Here is a 16285-nt window from a genome sequence, read left to right as displayed (position 1 = left end):
CCTCTTTCCTTCATTATAGATCGTGAGTCGGTTTACCCTTACTTCGTTTCAGCCGTCAAAACAGCTTTACGGGAAAGGTTAATCCGGCCTTGCTGATCGATTTCAGTAACCTTAACGGTAATCACATCACCGATCGCAATGACATCCTCCACTTTAGCCACACGCTCAGTGGACAGCTGGGAAATATGAACAAGACCGTCTTTGTTCGGAAGAATTTCTACAAATGCGCCGAATTTCTCAATCCGTTTAACGGTTCCAGTATAAATTTCACCTACAGCCACTTCACGCACAATACCTTCGATAATCGAAAGTGCTTTTTGGTTCATCTCCGCATTGGATGAAGCGATGAATACGCGTCCGTCCTGTTCGATATCGATTTTCACGCCGGTTTCTTCAATAATTTTATTGATGATTTTACCGCCTGCACCGATAACGTCACGGATTTTATCCGGATTAATCTGCATTGTAATGATTTTAGGAGCATATTGAGAAAGAGTTTCTCTTGGCTTCTGGATCACTTCCATCATTTTACCGAGAATGTGCATACGGCCTTCTTTGGCCTGCTCCAAAGCTTCCTGCAAAATATTGCGGTCAATACCGTCAATTTTGATGTCCATTTGGATTGCAGTAACGCCTTCAGCTGTACCTGCCACCTTGAAATCCATATCCCCGAGATGATCTTCCATACCTTGAATATCTGTCAAGATAGAAACATGATCACCGTCTTTGATCAAGCCCATGGCTACACCTGCAACCGGTGCTTTAATCGGCACACCTGCATCCATCATGGCAAGAGTACTTGCGCAAATACTTGCTTGGGATGTCGAGCCGTTGGATTCAATAACCTCGGAAACGAGACGAATCGTGTACGGGAAGTCAACTTCTGAAGGAATAACCTTGGACAATGCACGTTCACCCAAAGCACCGTGTCCGATTTCGCGACGTCCTGGAGCACGCAGAGGACGAGCCTCGCCGACACTGAACGGAGGGAAATTGTAATGATGCATGAAACGCTTCGTTTCTTCCAGATCGATACCATCAAGAATCTGTACGTCACCCAAAGCTCCAAGCGTACAAACGCTAAGCGCTTGTGTTTGACCACGTGTAAACAGACCGGAACCGTGTGTACGCGGCAGAAGGCTTGTATCACATTCGATCGGGCGGATTTCAGACAGACCGCGTCCATCTGGACGAACTTTATCATGCGTAATAAGGCGTCTGACTTCTTCTTTTACGATATCATGCAAAACCTCTTTAACGTCTTTCAAAAGTTCAGGAGTTTCAATGTATTTCTCTTCAAAAACAGTAAAAGCTTCATCGTTAATAACATCGATCGCATCCTGACGAGCATGCTTCTCAGCAATACGAACCGCTTCCACCAAACGTTCAGCAGCAAACTCGCGAACCTCGCGGTTTACGGTTTCATCGACCGCATGAAGTTTCACTTCCATCTTTTCTTTACCTGCGATGCTAACAAGCTCCTCGATCGTAGCTACGATCTTCTTAATCTCATCATGACCGAACATAATCGCCTCGAGCATTACTTCTTCAGGCACTTCGTTCGCTTCAGCTTCCACCATCATAATCGCATCTTTCGTACCGGATACGACAAGATAGACATCACTGATTTCCTGCTCAGCAATGGTCGGATTGATAATGAGTTTTCCGTCAATACGTCCAACAGCTACGCCACCGATCGGCCCGCTAAACGGAACATCGGAAATGCTAAGCGCAGCGGAGGTACCAATCATGGCTGCGATATCAGGAGCACAGTCCTGATCCACACTCATAACTAGATTCAATACCTGAACGTCATTTCGGAAACCTTCTGGAAACAGCGGGCGAATCGGACGGTCTGTCAAACGGCTGGCCAGAATCGCTTTCTGACTCGGTCTACCTTCACGTTTAATAAATCCGCCTGGAATTTTACCTACTGCGTACAATCTTTCTTCATAGTTAACGGTCAGCGGGAAAAAATCCAAATCTTTTGGTTCACTTGAAGCCGTTACCGTACACAGTACAGCCGTATCGCCGTAACGGACCATAACTGCAGCGTTAGCCTGTTTAGCCAATCGGCCTGTCTCCAAGACGAGTGGTCTTCCTCCCAGCTGCATTTCAACACGTTTTTCCATGTAATCCCTCCTCGTGAGGACTTCTTTAATTTTTACCTATCAATTTCAAGTATTGCCTATATTTACGTTCTTCATAAGAAAAACGTCTTATCGACGCATCTCAATGAAGACAGACCGCGTTTAGCGGTTGTTTTTCTTGCGAGATAAGGATGCTGTTTCTCCGAAGTTTAGACTTTCTTATCTCTAAAGAAAAACGTCTTATCGACGCATCTCAATGAAGACAGACCGCGTTTAGCGGTTGTTTTTCTTGCGAGATAAGGATGCTGTTTCTCCGAAGTTTAGACTTTCTTATCTCTAAAGAAAAACGTCTTATCGACGCATTCTCAATGAAGACAGACCGCATTTAGCGGTTGTTTTTCTTGCGAGATAAGGATGCTGTTTCTCCGAAGCTGATACCTTTCTTATCTCTAAAGAAAAACGTCTTATCGACGCATCTCAATGAAGACAGACCGCATTTAGCGGTTGTTTTTCTTGCGAGATAAGGATGCTGTTTCTCCGAAGCTGATACCTTTCTTATCTCTAAAGAAAACCGTCTTATCGACGTATCTCAATGAAGACAGACCGCATTTAGCGGTTGTTTTTCTTGCGAGATAAGGATGCTGTTTCTCCGAAGCTAAGACTTTCTTATCTCTTGAAATACCGCCCTTTAAAAAATCAGGGCGGTTCAGTCGGGTCAGTATCTGGCTGTATATGTAACAGAAAGAACCCAATCTGAGCCCATAACAAGTCGTCAAGAATACAAAGGATAAACCGCATCCCTATAATCTAAAAAGAGCCCAGCTGCACCGCTGTCGTTCCAAGAAGGACAGTGGACAACCAGGCTGCTTTCGTACACCTTATGGATTATTAGCGGCGTAATCCAAGCTTCTCGATCAAAGCGCTGTAACGTTTAACATCCTTGTTTTTCAAGTATGCAAGCAACTTACGGCGTTGGCCGACCATTTTCAACAATCCACGACGGGAGTGATGATCTTTCTTGTGCGTACGCAAGTGGTCAGTCAAGCTCGTAATGTTTTCCGTTAGGATAGCGATTTGCACCTCTGGAGATCCTGTATCGGACTCGTGAGTTTTGTGCTCGTCAATCAGTTGTTGTTTACGTTCTTGAGTCAATGCCATCCTGTTCACCTCCTTCATTATAATCGCCATTGGCCTCGTTACCGACGGTGAGATCGAACAACCAAGCCAAGGTTACGAAAGCCCGTTTACCCGGGCAACCTCTAAGAGTATAGCACACTTTATTTAAAAAAGAAAATGCGATCATCGCAATTTGTCCAAAAAAATGGAATTATCTGTTCAAGATCTCTCTCGTTTTGGCCACATCCCGAGAAATCCCCTCAATCAATTCGTTAACCGAATTGAATTTGAGTTCCTTACGGATAAACTGTACAACATCCACAATCATGGTTTGTCCATAAAGGTCTCCATCAAAGTCAAGCAAATGTACCTCGTAAATGGGCTTGACTATACCGTCATGAAAGGTAGGTTTCAGACCAACACTCATAACGCCAGGGAGCCACTCCTTATCCTTAGAGCACTGGGCCCAAACTGCGTAAACCCCTAAAGCCGGAGTAGCATAATGTGCCTCAAGCTCCAGATTTGCAGTACGAAATCCCAAAGCGCGGCCCCGCTTCTCACCATGAATCACTGTACCGCGAATCCGGTAATTCCGACCAAGCCAGCGGGTAGCATCTTCTATCCGACCGCTAAACAATGCCGCTCGTATGGAAGAACTCCCCACCTTCTCACCGTCCATAAGGAAAGGTGGAACCGTGACAACCTGAATCGTCCCTCTGCTCATCTCATGAAGCATGTCTGCACGGCCGGCACCTTTAAAGCCGAAACGGAAGTCAAAGCCTACCACTGCCGTATGCAGCTGAAGCGGCATGAGCATTTCCGTTACGAAATCCTCCGGACTGACTTGTGAAAAATCCTCATTGAAATCCACCACATAGAGTATATCAACCCCCATTTCGGCAAGCAGCTCCTGCTTGTCCACCTGAGGCGTTAAATAACCTTCATAATTCCCTTTACGCATTACATCCTTCGGATGCGGGTAAAAGGTGATGACTGCCGACGGTATAGACTCTTTGCGTGCTAAATCGACAGCTGTAGAAATAACACTGCCATGACCCAAATGGAGGCCATCAAATTGGCCGATAGCCGCTACCTGCGGAATACCCAGCTCATTTTTCTGTTCCGGGGTTAACGGATAAGATATAGAAACGATTTTCATGTGACTTCTCACCTGCAATTCACTTGGATAGGACATCATTAGTTTTTAGACAGAGAAGACTTTGACCGGAACAACAGCTCCCGTCTCTTCCTGTCTTTGGAATATACCTAGAAACCGGTCCTCTCTGTCATACAACCGGATACATTCCGAGTGATCAACTGGAGGATCTACGGCCCGGGCAGACAACCTCTGTCCCTGTAGAGCCGCATTCTTCTTCTCATCGATAACAGTGTGGGCAGGCAAGTGCACGATAGCTTCATCCACAGGGATCAATCGGGAGCTTAACGTTCCGTCTTCCATAAACTGTTCGATTTGTTCCAGTGTCAAACATTTGGTTGAGGAAATCCCCGCCGATAAGGTTCGCATAAGTTTTGCCATCGTCGAAGGGAGTCCCAGTTTCTTCCCAATATCTACACAGAGTGTACGGATATAAGTTCCCTTGGAGCACAGAACACGAAAAGAAATATCAGTGTAGTTCTCCTGTTCCTCAAAACCCGTCATCTCTATTTCATAAATGTTAACCGTGCGGCTTTTGCGTTCAACTGTCTTCCCTTCACGGGCAAGCTCATACAGTCTTTTGCCATCAACCTTCACTGCTGAATACATAGGCGGCACCTGAGAAATCTCACCCAGAAAGGAACGAAGTGTTTCCTCCGCTTCTACCTTCGTTACATTTACTGTATCCACCGACTCAATTACCGTACCCGTTATATCCTCGGTATCTGTAGAAAGTCCTAATCGGAGAACTGCTCGGTACTCTTTGGGAAGCTCCTGCATGTATTCAACCACACGGGTCGCACGCCCGAGACAAAGAGGCAATACGCCCGTTACCTCAGGGTCCAGTGTCCCCGCGTGACCAATTCTTTTCATTTTGACAAGACGGCGTACTTTAGCGACAACATCATGTGAAGTCCATCCAGCTGGCTTGTGTACCGCCAAAATACCTTCAAGTTCTGTCATAGTGCTTGTCTCACCTGCTCTACTACCTTAGAAATTGTGTCTTCCAAATCTCCTTCGATCCGGCAGCCTGCTGCACGAACATGACCGCCTCCACCAAAGGATTGGGCCAATGCTGCCACGTCCACTTTTCCAGCGGAACGCAGGCTTACCTTGACAGCACCGGTATCTACTTGTTTAAACAAAATCCCAACCTCTACACCTTGAATGTTGCGCGGATAATTAACGATACCTTCCAGATCTTCATTAACAGCTCCGGTATCGATCATATGCTGAGGAGTAACATACACCCAGGCTACCTTTCCGTCTGGTGTAATGTTCAATGTATTCAGCGCATGGACCAGCACCTTCAATTGCGGAAGGGTCATCTCTTCCAGCAGCGACTCCGCAAGCTCCGGTCCATTCACTCCATAGGATAGCAGCTCTGAAGCTATACCCATCACTTTGGGAGACGTATTCGCATAACGGAAGCCGCCTGTGTCCGTTAACAGACCCGTATATATGGCTGTGGCAACTTCAGCATCCCACTCTATATCGAACAAGTTTAACAGGTCAAAAAGAATTTCTGCGGTTGCTGCGGCCTCAGGAAGGACCACGTTGACAGCGCCGTATCGGTTGTTCGTCGGATGATGATCAATGTTTACGATAATTGCATCCTCAGTGAAAAACTGCTTCGTCCGACCAACACGCTCAAAATCGGCACAATCGACACAAATAATGTTACTAAAAGAACGCTGCGGCGGATACTCCGACATGTTGATTAGATCATCGGCATGCCATAAGGATTTCATTCTCTTTGGAATGACCCCTTCGTTCATCATAGTGAATTTTTTGCCCAAACGTGAGAGAAGCCAGCCCACCGCAAGGGTGGAACTGACTGCATCTCCATCGGGCTGAACGTGCGACACTATCAAGTAATCGTCATGCTCCAGCAGAAATTTTTTGGCCTGCTGCAGCTCTTGTTCATAGGTCTGCATTCGCCCTCTCCTTTATAAAACGATCTGTCTAATCTTCTTCGCGCTCGCCGATTTCACCCAGCAGCTTCTCAATCCGGCTACCGTATGCAATGGATTCATCGAACTTGAAGATCAACTCCGGCACATGGCGGAGACGAATTCTTTTGCCAAGTTCTGAACGGAGAAAGCCGCTTGCTTTCTCAAGCCCTTTCAAGGTAGCAGCTTTCTGCTCGTCATCACCGAGTACGCTGAGATATACCTTAGCCTGTGACAAGTCATTCGTCACATCTACCCCGGTTACGGTGATGAAGCCGATTCGAGGATCCTTCATCTCCGTCTGTATAAGCTGACTGAGTTCTTTCTTAATTTGTTCGCTGACGCGTCCTGTTCGGATTTTAGCCATGTCTGATCACCTCTTTACGTTAGCGCTCTACCGTTTCCATGATAAAGGCTTCAATGACGTCTCCTTCTTTGACGTCACTATAGCTTTCCAAGGTAATGCCACATTCATAACCTTGCGCCACTTCTTTAGCATCATCTTTGTAGCGTTTGAGTGAATCGATCTTACCTTCATGAATAACGATGCCGTCACGGATCAGGCGCATTTCGGCGTTACGCGATATTTTACCGGAGGTAACCATACAACCTGCAATCGTGCCCACCTTGCTGACTTTAAAGGTGTTACGCACTTCGGCATGGCCGATGACACTTTCCTTGTAGATCGGATCCAGCATACCTTTCATGGCTTGCTCAATCTCTTCAATCACGTTATAGATAACCCGATGCAAGCGAACATCCACTTTTTCTTGTTCAGCGGTTTGTTTAGCCTGGGTATCCGGACGTACGTTAAAGCCGATCACGATGGCATTGGAAGCAGCAGCCAAAATAACATCTGACTCTGTAATGGCGCCTGCGCCGCTATGAATGATTTTCACGCGAACGCCTTCCACTTCGATTTTATTCAAGGAGCCTTTCAACGCCTCAACGGAACCCTGCACGTCACCTTTGATAATAACGTTAAGATCCTTAATTTCACCATCTTTAATATGTTGAAACAAATCATCAAGTGTGACACGTGTATTTGTGTTCAACTCGGATTGACGCTGTGTGATGGAACGTTTATCGGCAATGGAACGGGCTTTGCGCTCGTCTTCAAACACCATAAACGGATCTCCCGCCCCTGGAACTTCGGTCAAGCCTGTAATTTCAACAGGAGTCGAAGGACCAGCTTCTTTCAGACGGCGTCCCTTGTCGTTAACCATAGCGCGGATACGGCCGAAGCAGTTACCTGCAACAAATGCGTCACCGACTTTAAGTGTACCGTGCTGTACAAGAATCCTTGCCACCGGACCTCTACCTTTATCCAGTTCAGCTTCAATAACGGTACCGCGGGCACGCTTATCCGGGTTCGCTTTGTACTCATTTACTTCAGCTACAAGCAGAATCATCTCAAGGAGGTCCTCAAGACCCATGCGCTGTTTAGCCGAAACGTTGACGAAGATTGTGTCTCCGCCCCACTCTTCCGGTACAAGCTCATACTCAGTTAATTCCTGTTTCACTTTGTCCGGATTCGCTTCAGGCTTATCAATCTTGTTTACTGCTACGATAATTGGCAATCCCGCAGCCTTTGCGTGGTTGATGGCTTCAACCGTTTGAGGCATAACGCCGTCATCCGCCGCAACTACGATAATCGTCATATCTGTAACTTGAGCACCACGAGCACGCATAGCTGTAAACGCTTCGTGACCTGGTGTATCCAAGAATGTAATCTTCTTGCTATTAATTTCAACCTGGTAAGCACCGATGTGCTGGGTAATACCGCCAGCCTCGCCACTGGATACGTTCGCTGAACGAATAGCATCCAAAAGTGTTGTTTTACCATGGTCAACGTGACCCATAATCGTAACGACCGGAGGACGTTCATGCAGATCCGCAGGATCATCAACCTCTTCTACGGTTTCGAAGCGGTCTTCCACAACCGGAATCTTCACTTCAACCTCAACACCGAACTCGCCGGCCAAAAGCAGAATCGTATCAATATCGAGTTCCTGGTTAATTGTGGCCATCACGCCGAGGAAAATCAGCTTCTTAATGACCTCGGAAGCGTCCTTATGAAGCAGCTTCGCCGTTTCACCGACGGTCATGTTGCCACGGACGATAATTTTCTTCGGCGTGTTGTCGATTTTCTCACGAGGCGGCTGCTGGTTCTGGTTCCGACCGCGGTTATTCTTACCTCCGCGATTGTTACGGAAGCCCCCTTGACGGTTGTCGTCAAATTTTTTGGAGCCTGGACGGTTGTTGTTATTATTGTTGTTGTTTCTGTTTCCACCGCGGTTTCCAGCGTTGTTATTGTTGGAATAACCGCCGGTGTTACCGCCTGCACGATTGGAGTCGGAACGTCCTCCTTGAGACTGTCCGCCACCCTGAGGGGAACGAGAGCCTTGAGACTGTCCTCCACCCTGAGGGGAACGAGAGCCTTGGGACTGTCCGCCACCTTGAGGGGAACGAGAGCCTTGGGACTGTCCTCCACCTTGAGGGGAACGAGAGCCTTGGGACTGTCCTCCACCTTGCGAGCGCGCTCCACCCTGTCCTGTTCCTTGCTGAGGACGGGATCCGCCTTGTTGACCAGAGCCCTGTGGGCCTCTGCTACGGTTGTTTTGCTGGTTTCCTTGGGAAGATCCAGAATTGTTGTTGGTTCTCCGGGAATCCTGACTGCCTTGAGAGCGCTGTTGAGAGCCGGATGCATTTGGGGTGTTCTGATTTCTATTGTTCATACCTACCTGCTTTTCCTGTTGTTTTTTAGGCTGTCCTTGTTCCTGTCCTTGACCAGATGGTCTTTGACCTTGATTCCGGCTGCCGTTTTGCCCACTGCGGCTGCCTTCGTTATTTTGTTGAGGAGTGTTTACCTGAGTGCTTTCAGCTGAAGCCGCACTGCTAGCCCCAGAAACTGCTGGCTTGCGGCTGTCGCCTCGTGATGTTTCCGATCCGTCCCTTTTAGCAGCAGCGTTAGACTTGATGTCTTTAAAGAACTGCTCCACCTTGGACACCGTCTCGTTTTCCATAACACTCATATGATTATTAACTGGAACATTCAGACGCTTGAGTATCGTGATAATTTCCTTACTGCTCATGCTCAACGATTTAGCATACTCATATACACGAAGTTTATTGTCTTTGTTTTCCTGTTTACTCAATATACTCCACCTCCGACATTATCCCCACTTGCTTGGAGATCATTTCTGCGAATCCTTGATCCGTCACTGCCAGCACAACCCTTTGCGGTTTACCTACACTTGTGCCCAGTCTTTCCCGGTCAAATCCGATTACCAGAGGGATTTTATAAGTTCCGCATTTATCGCGGAACTTTTTTTTTGTATTATCTGAGGCGTCACCCGCCAGAATGACCATTTTCGCTTCAGAAGACCGGATTACTTTGAGCACGATCTCATCGCCGGTAACCACTTTACCTGCTCGCATGGCAAGACCCAAATGAGAAAGCGCCCTATTCGTCATCGGCACTCTCCTTCGCGGCTAGGAATTCATCTTCTACCTTAATGAAGTCCTGTGCCAGCTGCTCATAAATTTCAGGCTGAACATGATGCTTTAAAGCACGATCAAGCGCTTTGTTTTTGTGTGCAAGCTTAAAGCAGGACAATTTCCCGCACAAATAAGCGCCCCTGCCCGACTTCTTGCCAGTCAGATCAATAAGCACTGTATCATCGGGTGTCTTCACTACACGGATAAGCTGCTTCTTGGACATCATTTCCTGACAAGCCACACATTTACGAAGCGGTATCTTTCTCTGTTTCAAAGCTAACACCCCCCCGTCTGTTTACATTAATCGACGGAGACGGAATCCTGATGCATTTCACCCGAGTGGGTTTTTGGTCTGCCGTATTCCTGTTCCGCCTGGCTCTCGCTCTTAATATCGATTTTCCAGCCTGTCAGTTTAGCCGCAAGTCGGGCGTTCTGACCTTTAATTCCGATGGCCAGAGACAACTGATAGTCGGGAACGATAACGCGAGCCATTTTCTCGTCTTCGTAAACCTGAACTTCCAATACTTTGGAAGGACTCAAAGCATTAGCAACATACTCCTCAACCTGCTCCGAATACCGCACGATGTCGATTTTTTCACCACGAAGCTCATTGACGATCGTCTGCACACGCATACCTTTTGGCCCTACACAAGAGCCGACAGGATCGACCTCCTCGTTGCGGGAGTACACGGCGATTTTGGAACGGAACCCGGCTTCGCGAGCTACGGAACGAATTTCAACCACACCGTCAAAAATTTCAGGAACCTCAAGCTCAAACAGACGCTTCAAGAGACCCGGATGCGTACGGGACAGCATAATCTGAGGTCCCTTTGTCGTGTTCTCAACCTTAGTAATGTACGCCTTGATTCGGTCGCCGTGCTTGAACTTTTCGTTAGGCATGAGCTCGGTGAGCGGCAGAACCGCTTCAATCTTACCCAGGTCAATGTAGATGTTGCGCGGATCTTGACGCTGCAGCGTACCTGTTACGATATCATCTTCCTTATCGATAAAGGCACTGTAGATCAGTCCGCGTTCCGCTTCACGAATACGTTGTGTAACGACCTGCTTGGCAGTTTGTGCTGCAATACGGCCAAAATCTCGCGGGGTTACTTCAATCTCGGCGATATCGTCGATTTGAAAATGCGGGTTAATGTCACGTGCTGCAGGCAGCGAAATTTCTGTGCGAGAATCCAGAACCTCTTCCACGATCAATTTGCGGGCATATACCTTAATAACTCCGGTATTGCGGTTCATATCCACTCGCACATTTTGCGCGGCGTTGAAATTGCGTTTATAGCTGGAAATAAGTGCCGCCTCAATCGCTTCAAACAGCACATCCTTGCTGATACCCTTGTCTCTCTCCAATTCATTCATTGCTTCAATAAAATCCATACTCATTGAAAATCGGTTCCCCCTTTCAAAACTTCCGTCTAAAAAATGATGGCCAATCTGGCACTGGCAACTTTTGCATATGGAATAACATGCTGTTTCTTTCCGACTTTAATGACAAGCTCCTCGTTATCAAAGGATTCCAACCTGCCTTCAAATTCTTTCATTCCATCCACAGCCTCGTAAACCGTAACGAAAACATCTTTACCAACTGATTTGACGACGTCTTCTTTCTTCTTCAATGGACGCTCTGCACCAGGTGAAGAAACTTCAAGAAAGTAAGCGGTCGGAATTGGATCATTCTCGTCCAGCTTTTGGCTCAGATATTCGCTGACCAAACCGCAATCGTCTATATCGATGCCGCCTTCTTTGTCCACAAACACCCGTAGAAACCAATTGCTGCCTTCTTTAACATACTCCACATCTACCAGTTCAAAGCCGTGTTCATCCAAATACGGCTGCACCATTTCTTCCACAGTCGTTTTAATCTTCGGTGTGCTCAAAGAACATAACCTCCAACACTTTCATTTCCTATATACCAAAGAGTAAAGAGTGGGTTGCCCCACTCTTTACACAACGGTTTTATCTCCATGATTACCAAAAAAATTATAACATAGTCTGGCAATAGTGACAAGTATGAGTCCTTGACTGTCAAGTTGTCAAGAGGCCCGCAGAACCCCTTTATTTTCAGCCATTCATTAAAACAATGAGAGCTGGTTGCTCTCCGGCAATCCCCGGAAGCAGCCCATTTGGGTAAGCAGCTCAATCGCTGTCTTACTGGCTTTGGATTTCTGCTGAAAATCTTCAATGGACAGAAACTCTCCGAATTCTCTTGCACCCGCAATATTTCGTGCTGCGTTGTCACCGACACCCTGTAAGGCAGAGAATGGCGGAATTAGTGAATCCCCATCCACGATGAAGCGGAGAGCATCGGAACGATAAAGATCAATACTCTTGAACTTTAAGCCGCGAGCTGACATTTCCAGTGCCATTTCAAGAATTGGAAGCATGCTCTTCTCCTTGGTACTTGCCTGAAATCCTAACTGTTCGATCTCAATAATCCGGCGCCCTATCGCATCATAACCTTGACAACACAACTCGATATCAAAGTCCTCAGCACGAACAGAGAAATAAGTGGCGTAGTATTCAATCGGATGGTAGAGCTTGAAATAGGCGGTACGCACAGCCGAAATAACATAGGCAGCAGCGTGCGCCTTCGGGAACATGTACTGGATTTTCAGACATGAGTCGATATACCACTGAGGTACTTTACATCTCTTCATTTCGTCAATCCATTCCTGTGACAGTCCCTTACCTTTACGAACACTTTCCGTAATCTTAAACGCTAATCCGGCGTCCATACCCGCTTTGTAAATCAGAAACAGCATAATGTCATCGCGACAGCCGATAACGGTCTTGATGTTGCATGTACCGTTCTTAATCAGCTCCTGAGCATTCCCCAGCCATACGCCTGTACCGTGAGACAATCCCGAAATTTGCAAAAGGTCAGCGAAACTTGATGGCTGGGATTCAATCAACATCTGTCTAACAAATTTCGTACCCATCTCGGGAACCCCGTATGTTGCAACAGGTGAGCGGATTTGCTCTGGCGAAACACCGAGTGCATCCGTGGAGTTAAACATACTCATGACCTTCGGATCATTCATCGGGATTGTTGTAGGGTCTACTCCCGTCAAATCCTGAAGCATACGCATCATGGTCGGATCATCATGCCCGAGAATATCAAGCTTGAGCAGATTCGCTTCAAAGGCATGATAATCGAAATGCGTTGTTTTCCACTCCGCATTGACATCGTCGGCCGGAAATTGCACAGGCGTGATCTCTTCAACTTCGATATAATCCGGGACAACTACGATCCCGCCGGGATGCTGGCCTGTGCTCCGCTTGACGCCGGTACAGCCTGACGCAAGCCGGTTCAATTCTGCGCCCCGCCAGAGCTTGTTATTGTGCTCTTCATATTTCTTGGCGAAACCAAATGCCGTCTTCTCTGCCACGGTACCGATGGTGCCGGCACGGAATACGTTCTTCTCGCCGAACATCTCTTTGGTGAAATTATGGGCAAGCGGTTGATATTCACCGGAGAAGTTCAAGTCAATATCGGGAACCTTATCCCCTTTGAAACCTAGGAATGTTTCGAACGGTATATCCTGTCCCTCGCCTTTCATCATGTTTCCGCATTCCGGACAAGCCTTGCCCGGCAAGTCGAATCCGCTTGGCACGCTGCCGTCCAGGAACCATTCGCTGTGCTTACAAGCCGAATCCTTACAAATGTAATGAGCCGGAAGCGGGTTAACCTCTGAGATGCCCAAGAAGGTCGCTACTACAGAAGAGCCTACAGAGCCCCGTGAGCCTACAAGGTATCCATCCTGATTCGATTTCTTAACCAGTTTCTCGGAAATGAGATAGTTCGCAGAGAAACCGTACTTGATGATTGGCTCCAGTTCTTTCTCCAGACGGGCTACAACAACCTCCGGCAGCTCTTCCCCATAAATCGATTTTGCGGTTTCATAACATGTGTTGCGGATTTCCTCATCCGCACCTTCAATAATTGGAGTGAACAGCTTCGACGGGAACAGTTCGAATTCCTCAAACCGATCTGCCAAATCATTCGTATTCTTAACAACGATTTCGAATGCTTTATCTCCACCTAAAAATTCGAACTCCTCCAGCATCTCTTCGGTTGTACGGAAATGAGCATCCGGCTTGCGAATATCCTTCAGTGGGCTAAAACCCGTAATACCGTGAATTGTAATGTCACGGAATAGCTTATGACGCGGCTCGAGGTAATGAACGTTTCCTGTTGCAATAACAGGCTTGTTCAGCTTCTCCCCGATACGGATCACTCGCCCAATGGCCGTCTTCAGCTCATCAGGACTTCCAACAAAACCTTTATCCACAAGGTGCATGTACATCGTTAGCGGCTGCACTTCAAGAACGTCATAGAATTGGGCGATTTCTTCCGCTTCTTCCTCCGTCTTATTGAGAACCGTCTCGAAAAACTCACCCTTCTCACATCCTGACAGCACTAGCAGTCCGTCACGCATCTTCTCCAGCTTGGACTTCGGAATACAAGGCACTTTTTTGAAATGTTCCGTGTGTGACATGGATACCAGCTTGTACAAGTTTTTCTTGCCTACCGGGTTCAATGCGTATATTCCACAGTGAAAAGGTCTCGTGTTAGACAAGTCGTTACCGACATAGTCATTAAGACGATTCAGCATCGTAATCCCCTTCATCTTATCCACATCTGCCAGCAGCCCATTCAAGATGCCAGCAAGTGCAATGGTGTCGTCAATGGCCCGGTGATGGCTTTCCAGCAATACCTTGTACTTATTAGCCAGTGTATTCAAACGGTGGTTCTTCATCCCCGGATGAAGCAATCGTGCCAGCTCGAGCGTATCTAAATATGGATTCTCTAGCGTAGGCATCCCCGCGATCTTTAATGAGGCTTGAATAAAGCCCATATCAAATCTGGCGTTATGAGCGACTATTACAGCATCCCCAACAAACTCAACGAAATCCTTGAGGACTGGCTCCAAATCCGGAGCATCCTTTACCATTTCATCTGTAATATTGGTCAGCTGCTGGATATGATACGGGATTTTTTCGTGAGGATTAACAAAGGTTGCATATCTGTCAATTTCCTTGCCTTCATGCATTTTAACGGCCGCAAGTTCTGTAATTTTATTTCGAGTGATGGATAGACCGGTCGTCTCAATATCGAATACAACGTATGTTGCACTATTCAGCTCAATCGGCTGTGCTTGCTCCACCACATTAACTGCGTCGTTGACAACATTGGCCTCTACACCATACATCATCTTGATGCCATTTTTTCTGGAATGCTTATCGGCATCCGGGTAACACTGAATACCGCCGTGGTCACTGACCGCAATCGCTTTATGACCCCAGTCGGCAGCCGTTTTAATATATTTATCAATCGAAGTTACAGCATCCATCGTGCTCATTGTTGTATGGAGGTGAAATTCCACACGCTTCACAGGCGCATTATCTTTGCGAGACGGCGGAGCTTTTACTTCTATTAGATCCGACGGAATCATCACAAGTTCAGGTACCTGCATAAACCGGTCAAACTCAACCCGGCCGCGCGCCTTCACCCACTTGCCATCCGCCAGGAGATTCAGCACCTTCAGATCATCCTTGGTTTTGGCAAACATCTTCATCTGCAGTGAATCCGTAAAATCAGTAAGGTTAAACATAAAGAGTGTGCTGCCGTTTCGGAGCTCCTTACGGTCAAGGCCGAAAATGGTACCCTGAATCGCAATTTTCTTTTCCTCGTCCTGGATTTCCTGAATCGGTACAGGCTGATCCTTGATGTCATATCCTACCTGTAGTTTGATATCGCCTTCTTCTTCATCTGAATCGTTCTCAACTTCCAGGCTTGTCATAAGTTGCTGGATAACTTCGCGTTCTTCTTCACGCTTCTTCTGCTCGAACTCTTCATAGGCTGCCAACCCATTATCGCCAACACTCATTTTCACCCGAAGAGTAAGCGCAAAGTACTGACTATAGAACCGGGTGATAGCTTCGTCGATCTGCTTCTTTCGTGCAAGCTCCAGAGACATACCATCCGACATCGTGAGCTGCAGCAAACCTTCTTCCACTTCATACTTGGCTCTCGCCATCCATCCATTCACTGATGGAATTTCCCGGTGCACCCATTCCAGGAAAAGGCTCCAGTACTCCTGTACGATGTCCGTTTCACGGATCGTCCCCTGATACCGGAATACAAACTTAACCTTGGCGATATGATTCATTTTCTCTTGTATCCTTAAGCAAAACGTCCGATATACCTCTGACGGTACTAGGGTCTCCTTCAAGATGGTTACCGTCCATTCCTTGCTGGTACGGCTGATCTCCACCTGCTCAATCAAACCGTCTAAAAAATAGGGTTCTATCAAACCTGCCGGGACTTCTCCCTGCTTCATCAGCAGTTCAAACCGTTTTCTCTTCTCTTCCGCTGTGCCCATGGTTCCCTCCCCCTGCTTACGATAAAACAATCAGTCAGACAAGTAGAAACGACATCGTCTTCCTTTGAG

General features: G+C 47.1%; 12 protein-coding genes. All 12 read right to left on the bottom strand.

The window, feature by feature from the left end:
- Positions 1-38 precede the first annotated feature (38 nt).
- The 12 genes from pnp to AC2TF5_RS09860 all read right to left on the bottom strand — a co-directional run bounded on the left by pnp (position 39) and on the right by AC2TF5_RS09860 (position 16216).
- Positions 39-2132, bottom strand: a complete 2094-nt coding sequence (pnp, locus tag AC2TF5_RS09915) for a polyribonucleotide nucleotidyltransferase (RefSeq protein ID WP_491302000.1) — start codon at positions 2130-2132, stop codon at positions 39-41.
- Positions 2133-2978: 846 nt separating this feature from the next.
- The gene (gene rpsO / locus AC2TF5_RS09910) at positions 2979-3248 is read right to left on the bottom strand and encodes a 30S ribosomal protein S15 (protein WP_023957583.1); all 270 of its coding nucleotides are present in this window, start codon (positions 3246-3248) and stop codon (positions 2979-2981) included.
- Between the two features lie 169 nt (positions 3249-3417).
- Entirely contained in the window at positions 3418-4365 is a 948-nt protein-coding gene (locus tag AC2TF5_RS09905) for a bifunctional riboflavin kinase/FAD synthetase (protein WP_491301999.1), read from the bottom strand.
- 45 nt (positions 4366-4410) lie between these two features.
- Complete coding sequence (truB, locus tag AC2TF5_RS09900) at positions 4411-5325, bottom strand: tRNA pseudouridine(55) synthase TruB (protein ID WP_491301998.1); 915 nt, start codon at positions 5323-5325, stop codon at positions 4411-4413.
- Complete coding sequence (locus tag AC2TF5_RS09895) at positions 5322-6299, bottom strand: DHH family phosphoesterase (protein WP_491301997.1); 978 nt, start codon at positions 6297-6299, stop codon at positions 5322-5324. The genes truB and AC2TF5_RS09895 overlap by 4 nt, the downstream gene beginning before the upstream one ends.
- Before the next feature lie 28 nt (positions 6300-6327).
- Positions 6328-6681 carry a 30S ribosome-binding factor RbfA gene (rbfA, locus tag AC2TF5_RS09890; protein WP_491301996.1) on the bottom strand — a complete coding sequence of 118 codons (354 nt, stop codon included), beginning with the start codon at positions 6679-6681 and terminating at the stop codon, positions 6328-6330.
- 19 nt (positions 6682-6700) lie between these two features.
- Positions 6701-9472 carry a translation initiation factor IF-2 gene (infB, locus tag AC2TF5_RS09885; protein WP_491301995.1) on the bottom strand — a complete coding sequence of 924 codons (2772 nt, stop codon included), beginning with the start codon at positions 9470-9472 and terminating at the stop codon, positions 6701-6703.
- Complete coding sequence (locus tag AC2TF5_RS09880; protein ID WP_208918893.1) at positions 9465-9791, bottom strand: L7Ae/L30e/S12e/Gadd45 family ribosomal protein; 327 nt, start codon at positions 9789-9791, stop codon at positions 9465-9467. The genes infB and AC2TF5_RS09880 overlap by 8 nt, the downstream gene beginning before the upstream one ends.
- On the bottom strand, positions 9781-10089 hold the full coding sequence (rnpM, locus tag AC2TF5_RS09875; protein ID WP_208918892.1) for an RNase P modulator RnpM: 309 nt from the start codon (positions 10087-10089) through the stop codon (positions 9781-9783). Before rnpM ends, AC2TF5_RS09880 begins: the two co-directional genes overlap by 11 nt.
- A 26-nt stretch (positions 10090-10115) precedes the next feature.
- The gene (nusA, locus tag AC2TF5_RS09870; RefSeq protein WP_208918891.1) at positions 10116-11213 is read right to left on the bottom strand and encodes a transcription termination factor NusA; all 1098 of its coding nucleotides are present in this window, start codon (positions 11211-11213) and stop codon (positions 10116-10118) included.
- A gap of 32 nt (positions 11214-11245) precedes the next feature.
- The gene (gene rimP / locus AC2TF5_RS09865; RefSeq protein WP_491301994.1) at positions 11246-11707 is read right to left on the bottom strand and encodes a ribosome maturation factor RimP; all 462 of its coding nucleotides are present in this window, start codon (positions 11705-11707) and stop codon (positions 11246-11248) included.
- Positions 11708-11902: 195 nt separating this feature from the next.
- Positions 11903-16216, bottom strand: a complete 4314-nt coding sequence (locus AC2TF5_RS09860) for a PolC-type DNA polymerase III (protein WP_491301993.1) — start codon at positions 16214-16216, stop codon at positions 11903-11905.
- Positions 16217-16285: the final 69 nt, after the last annotated feature.

The organism is Paenibacillus sp. JNUCC 34 (genome assembly GCF_058269055.1).
Note: the sequence above shows the minus strand (reverse complement) of the source record. Positions and strands in the feature narration are given on the sequence as shown.

Coding starts and splice junctions, on each gene's coding strand:
- pnp (WP_491302000.1), bottom strand. CDS start 2,132: ATGGAAAAACGTGTTGAAATGCAGCTGGGAGGAAGACCACTCGTCTTG.
- AC2TF5_RS09895 (WP_491301997.1), bottom strand. CDS start 6,299: ATGCAGACCTATGAACAAGAGCTGCAGCAGGCCAAAAAATTTCTGCTG.
- rpsO (WP_023957583.1), bottom strand. CDS start 3,248: ATGGCATTGACTCAAGAACGTAAACAACAACTGATTGACGAGCACAAA.
- AC2TF5_RS09880 (WP_208918893.1), bottom strand. CDS start 9,791: ATGACGAATAGGGCGCTTTCTCATTTGGGTCTTGCCATGCGAGCAGGT.
- AC2TF5_RS09860 (WP_491301993.1), bottom strand. CDS start 16,216: ATGGGCACAGCGGAAGAGAAGAGAAAACGGTTTGAACTGCTGATGAAG.
- rbfA (WP_491301996.1), bottom strand. CDS start 6,681: ATGGCTAAAATCCGAACAGGACGCGTCAGCGAACAAATTAAGAAAGAA.
- truB (WP_491301998.1), bottom strand. CDS start 5,325: ATGACAGAACTTGAAGGTATTTTGGCGGTACACAAGCCAGCTGGATGG.
- AC2TF5_RS09905 (WP_491301999.1), bottom strand. CDS start 4,365: ATGAAAATCGTTTCTATATCTTATCCGTTAACCCCGGAACAGAAAAAT.
- nusA (WP_208918891.1), bottom strand. CDS start 11,213: ATGAGTATGGATTTTATTGAAGCAATGAATGAATTGGAGAGAGACAAG.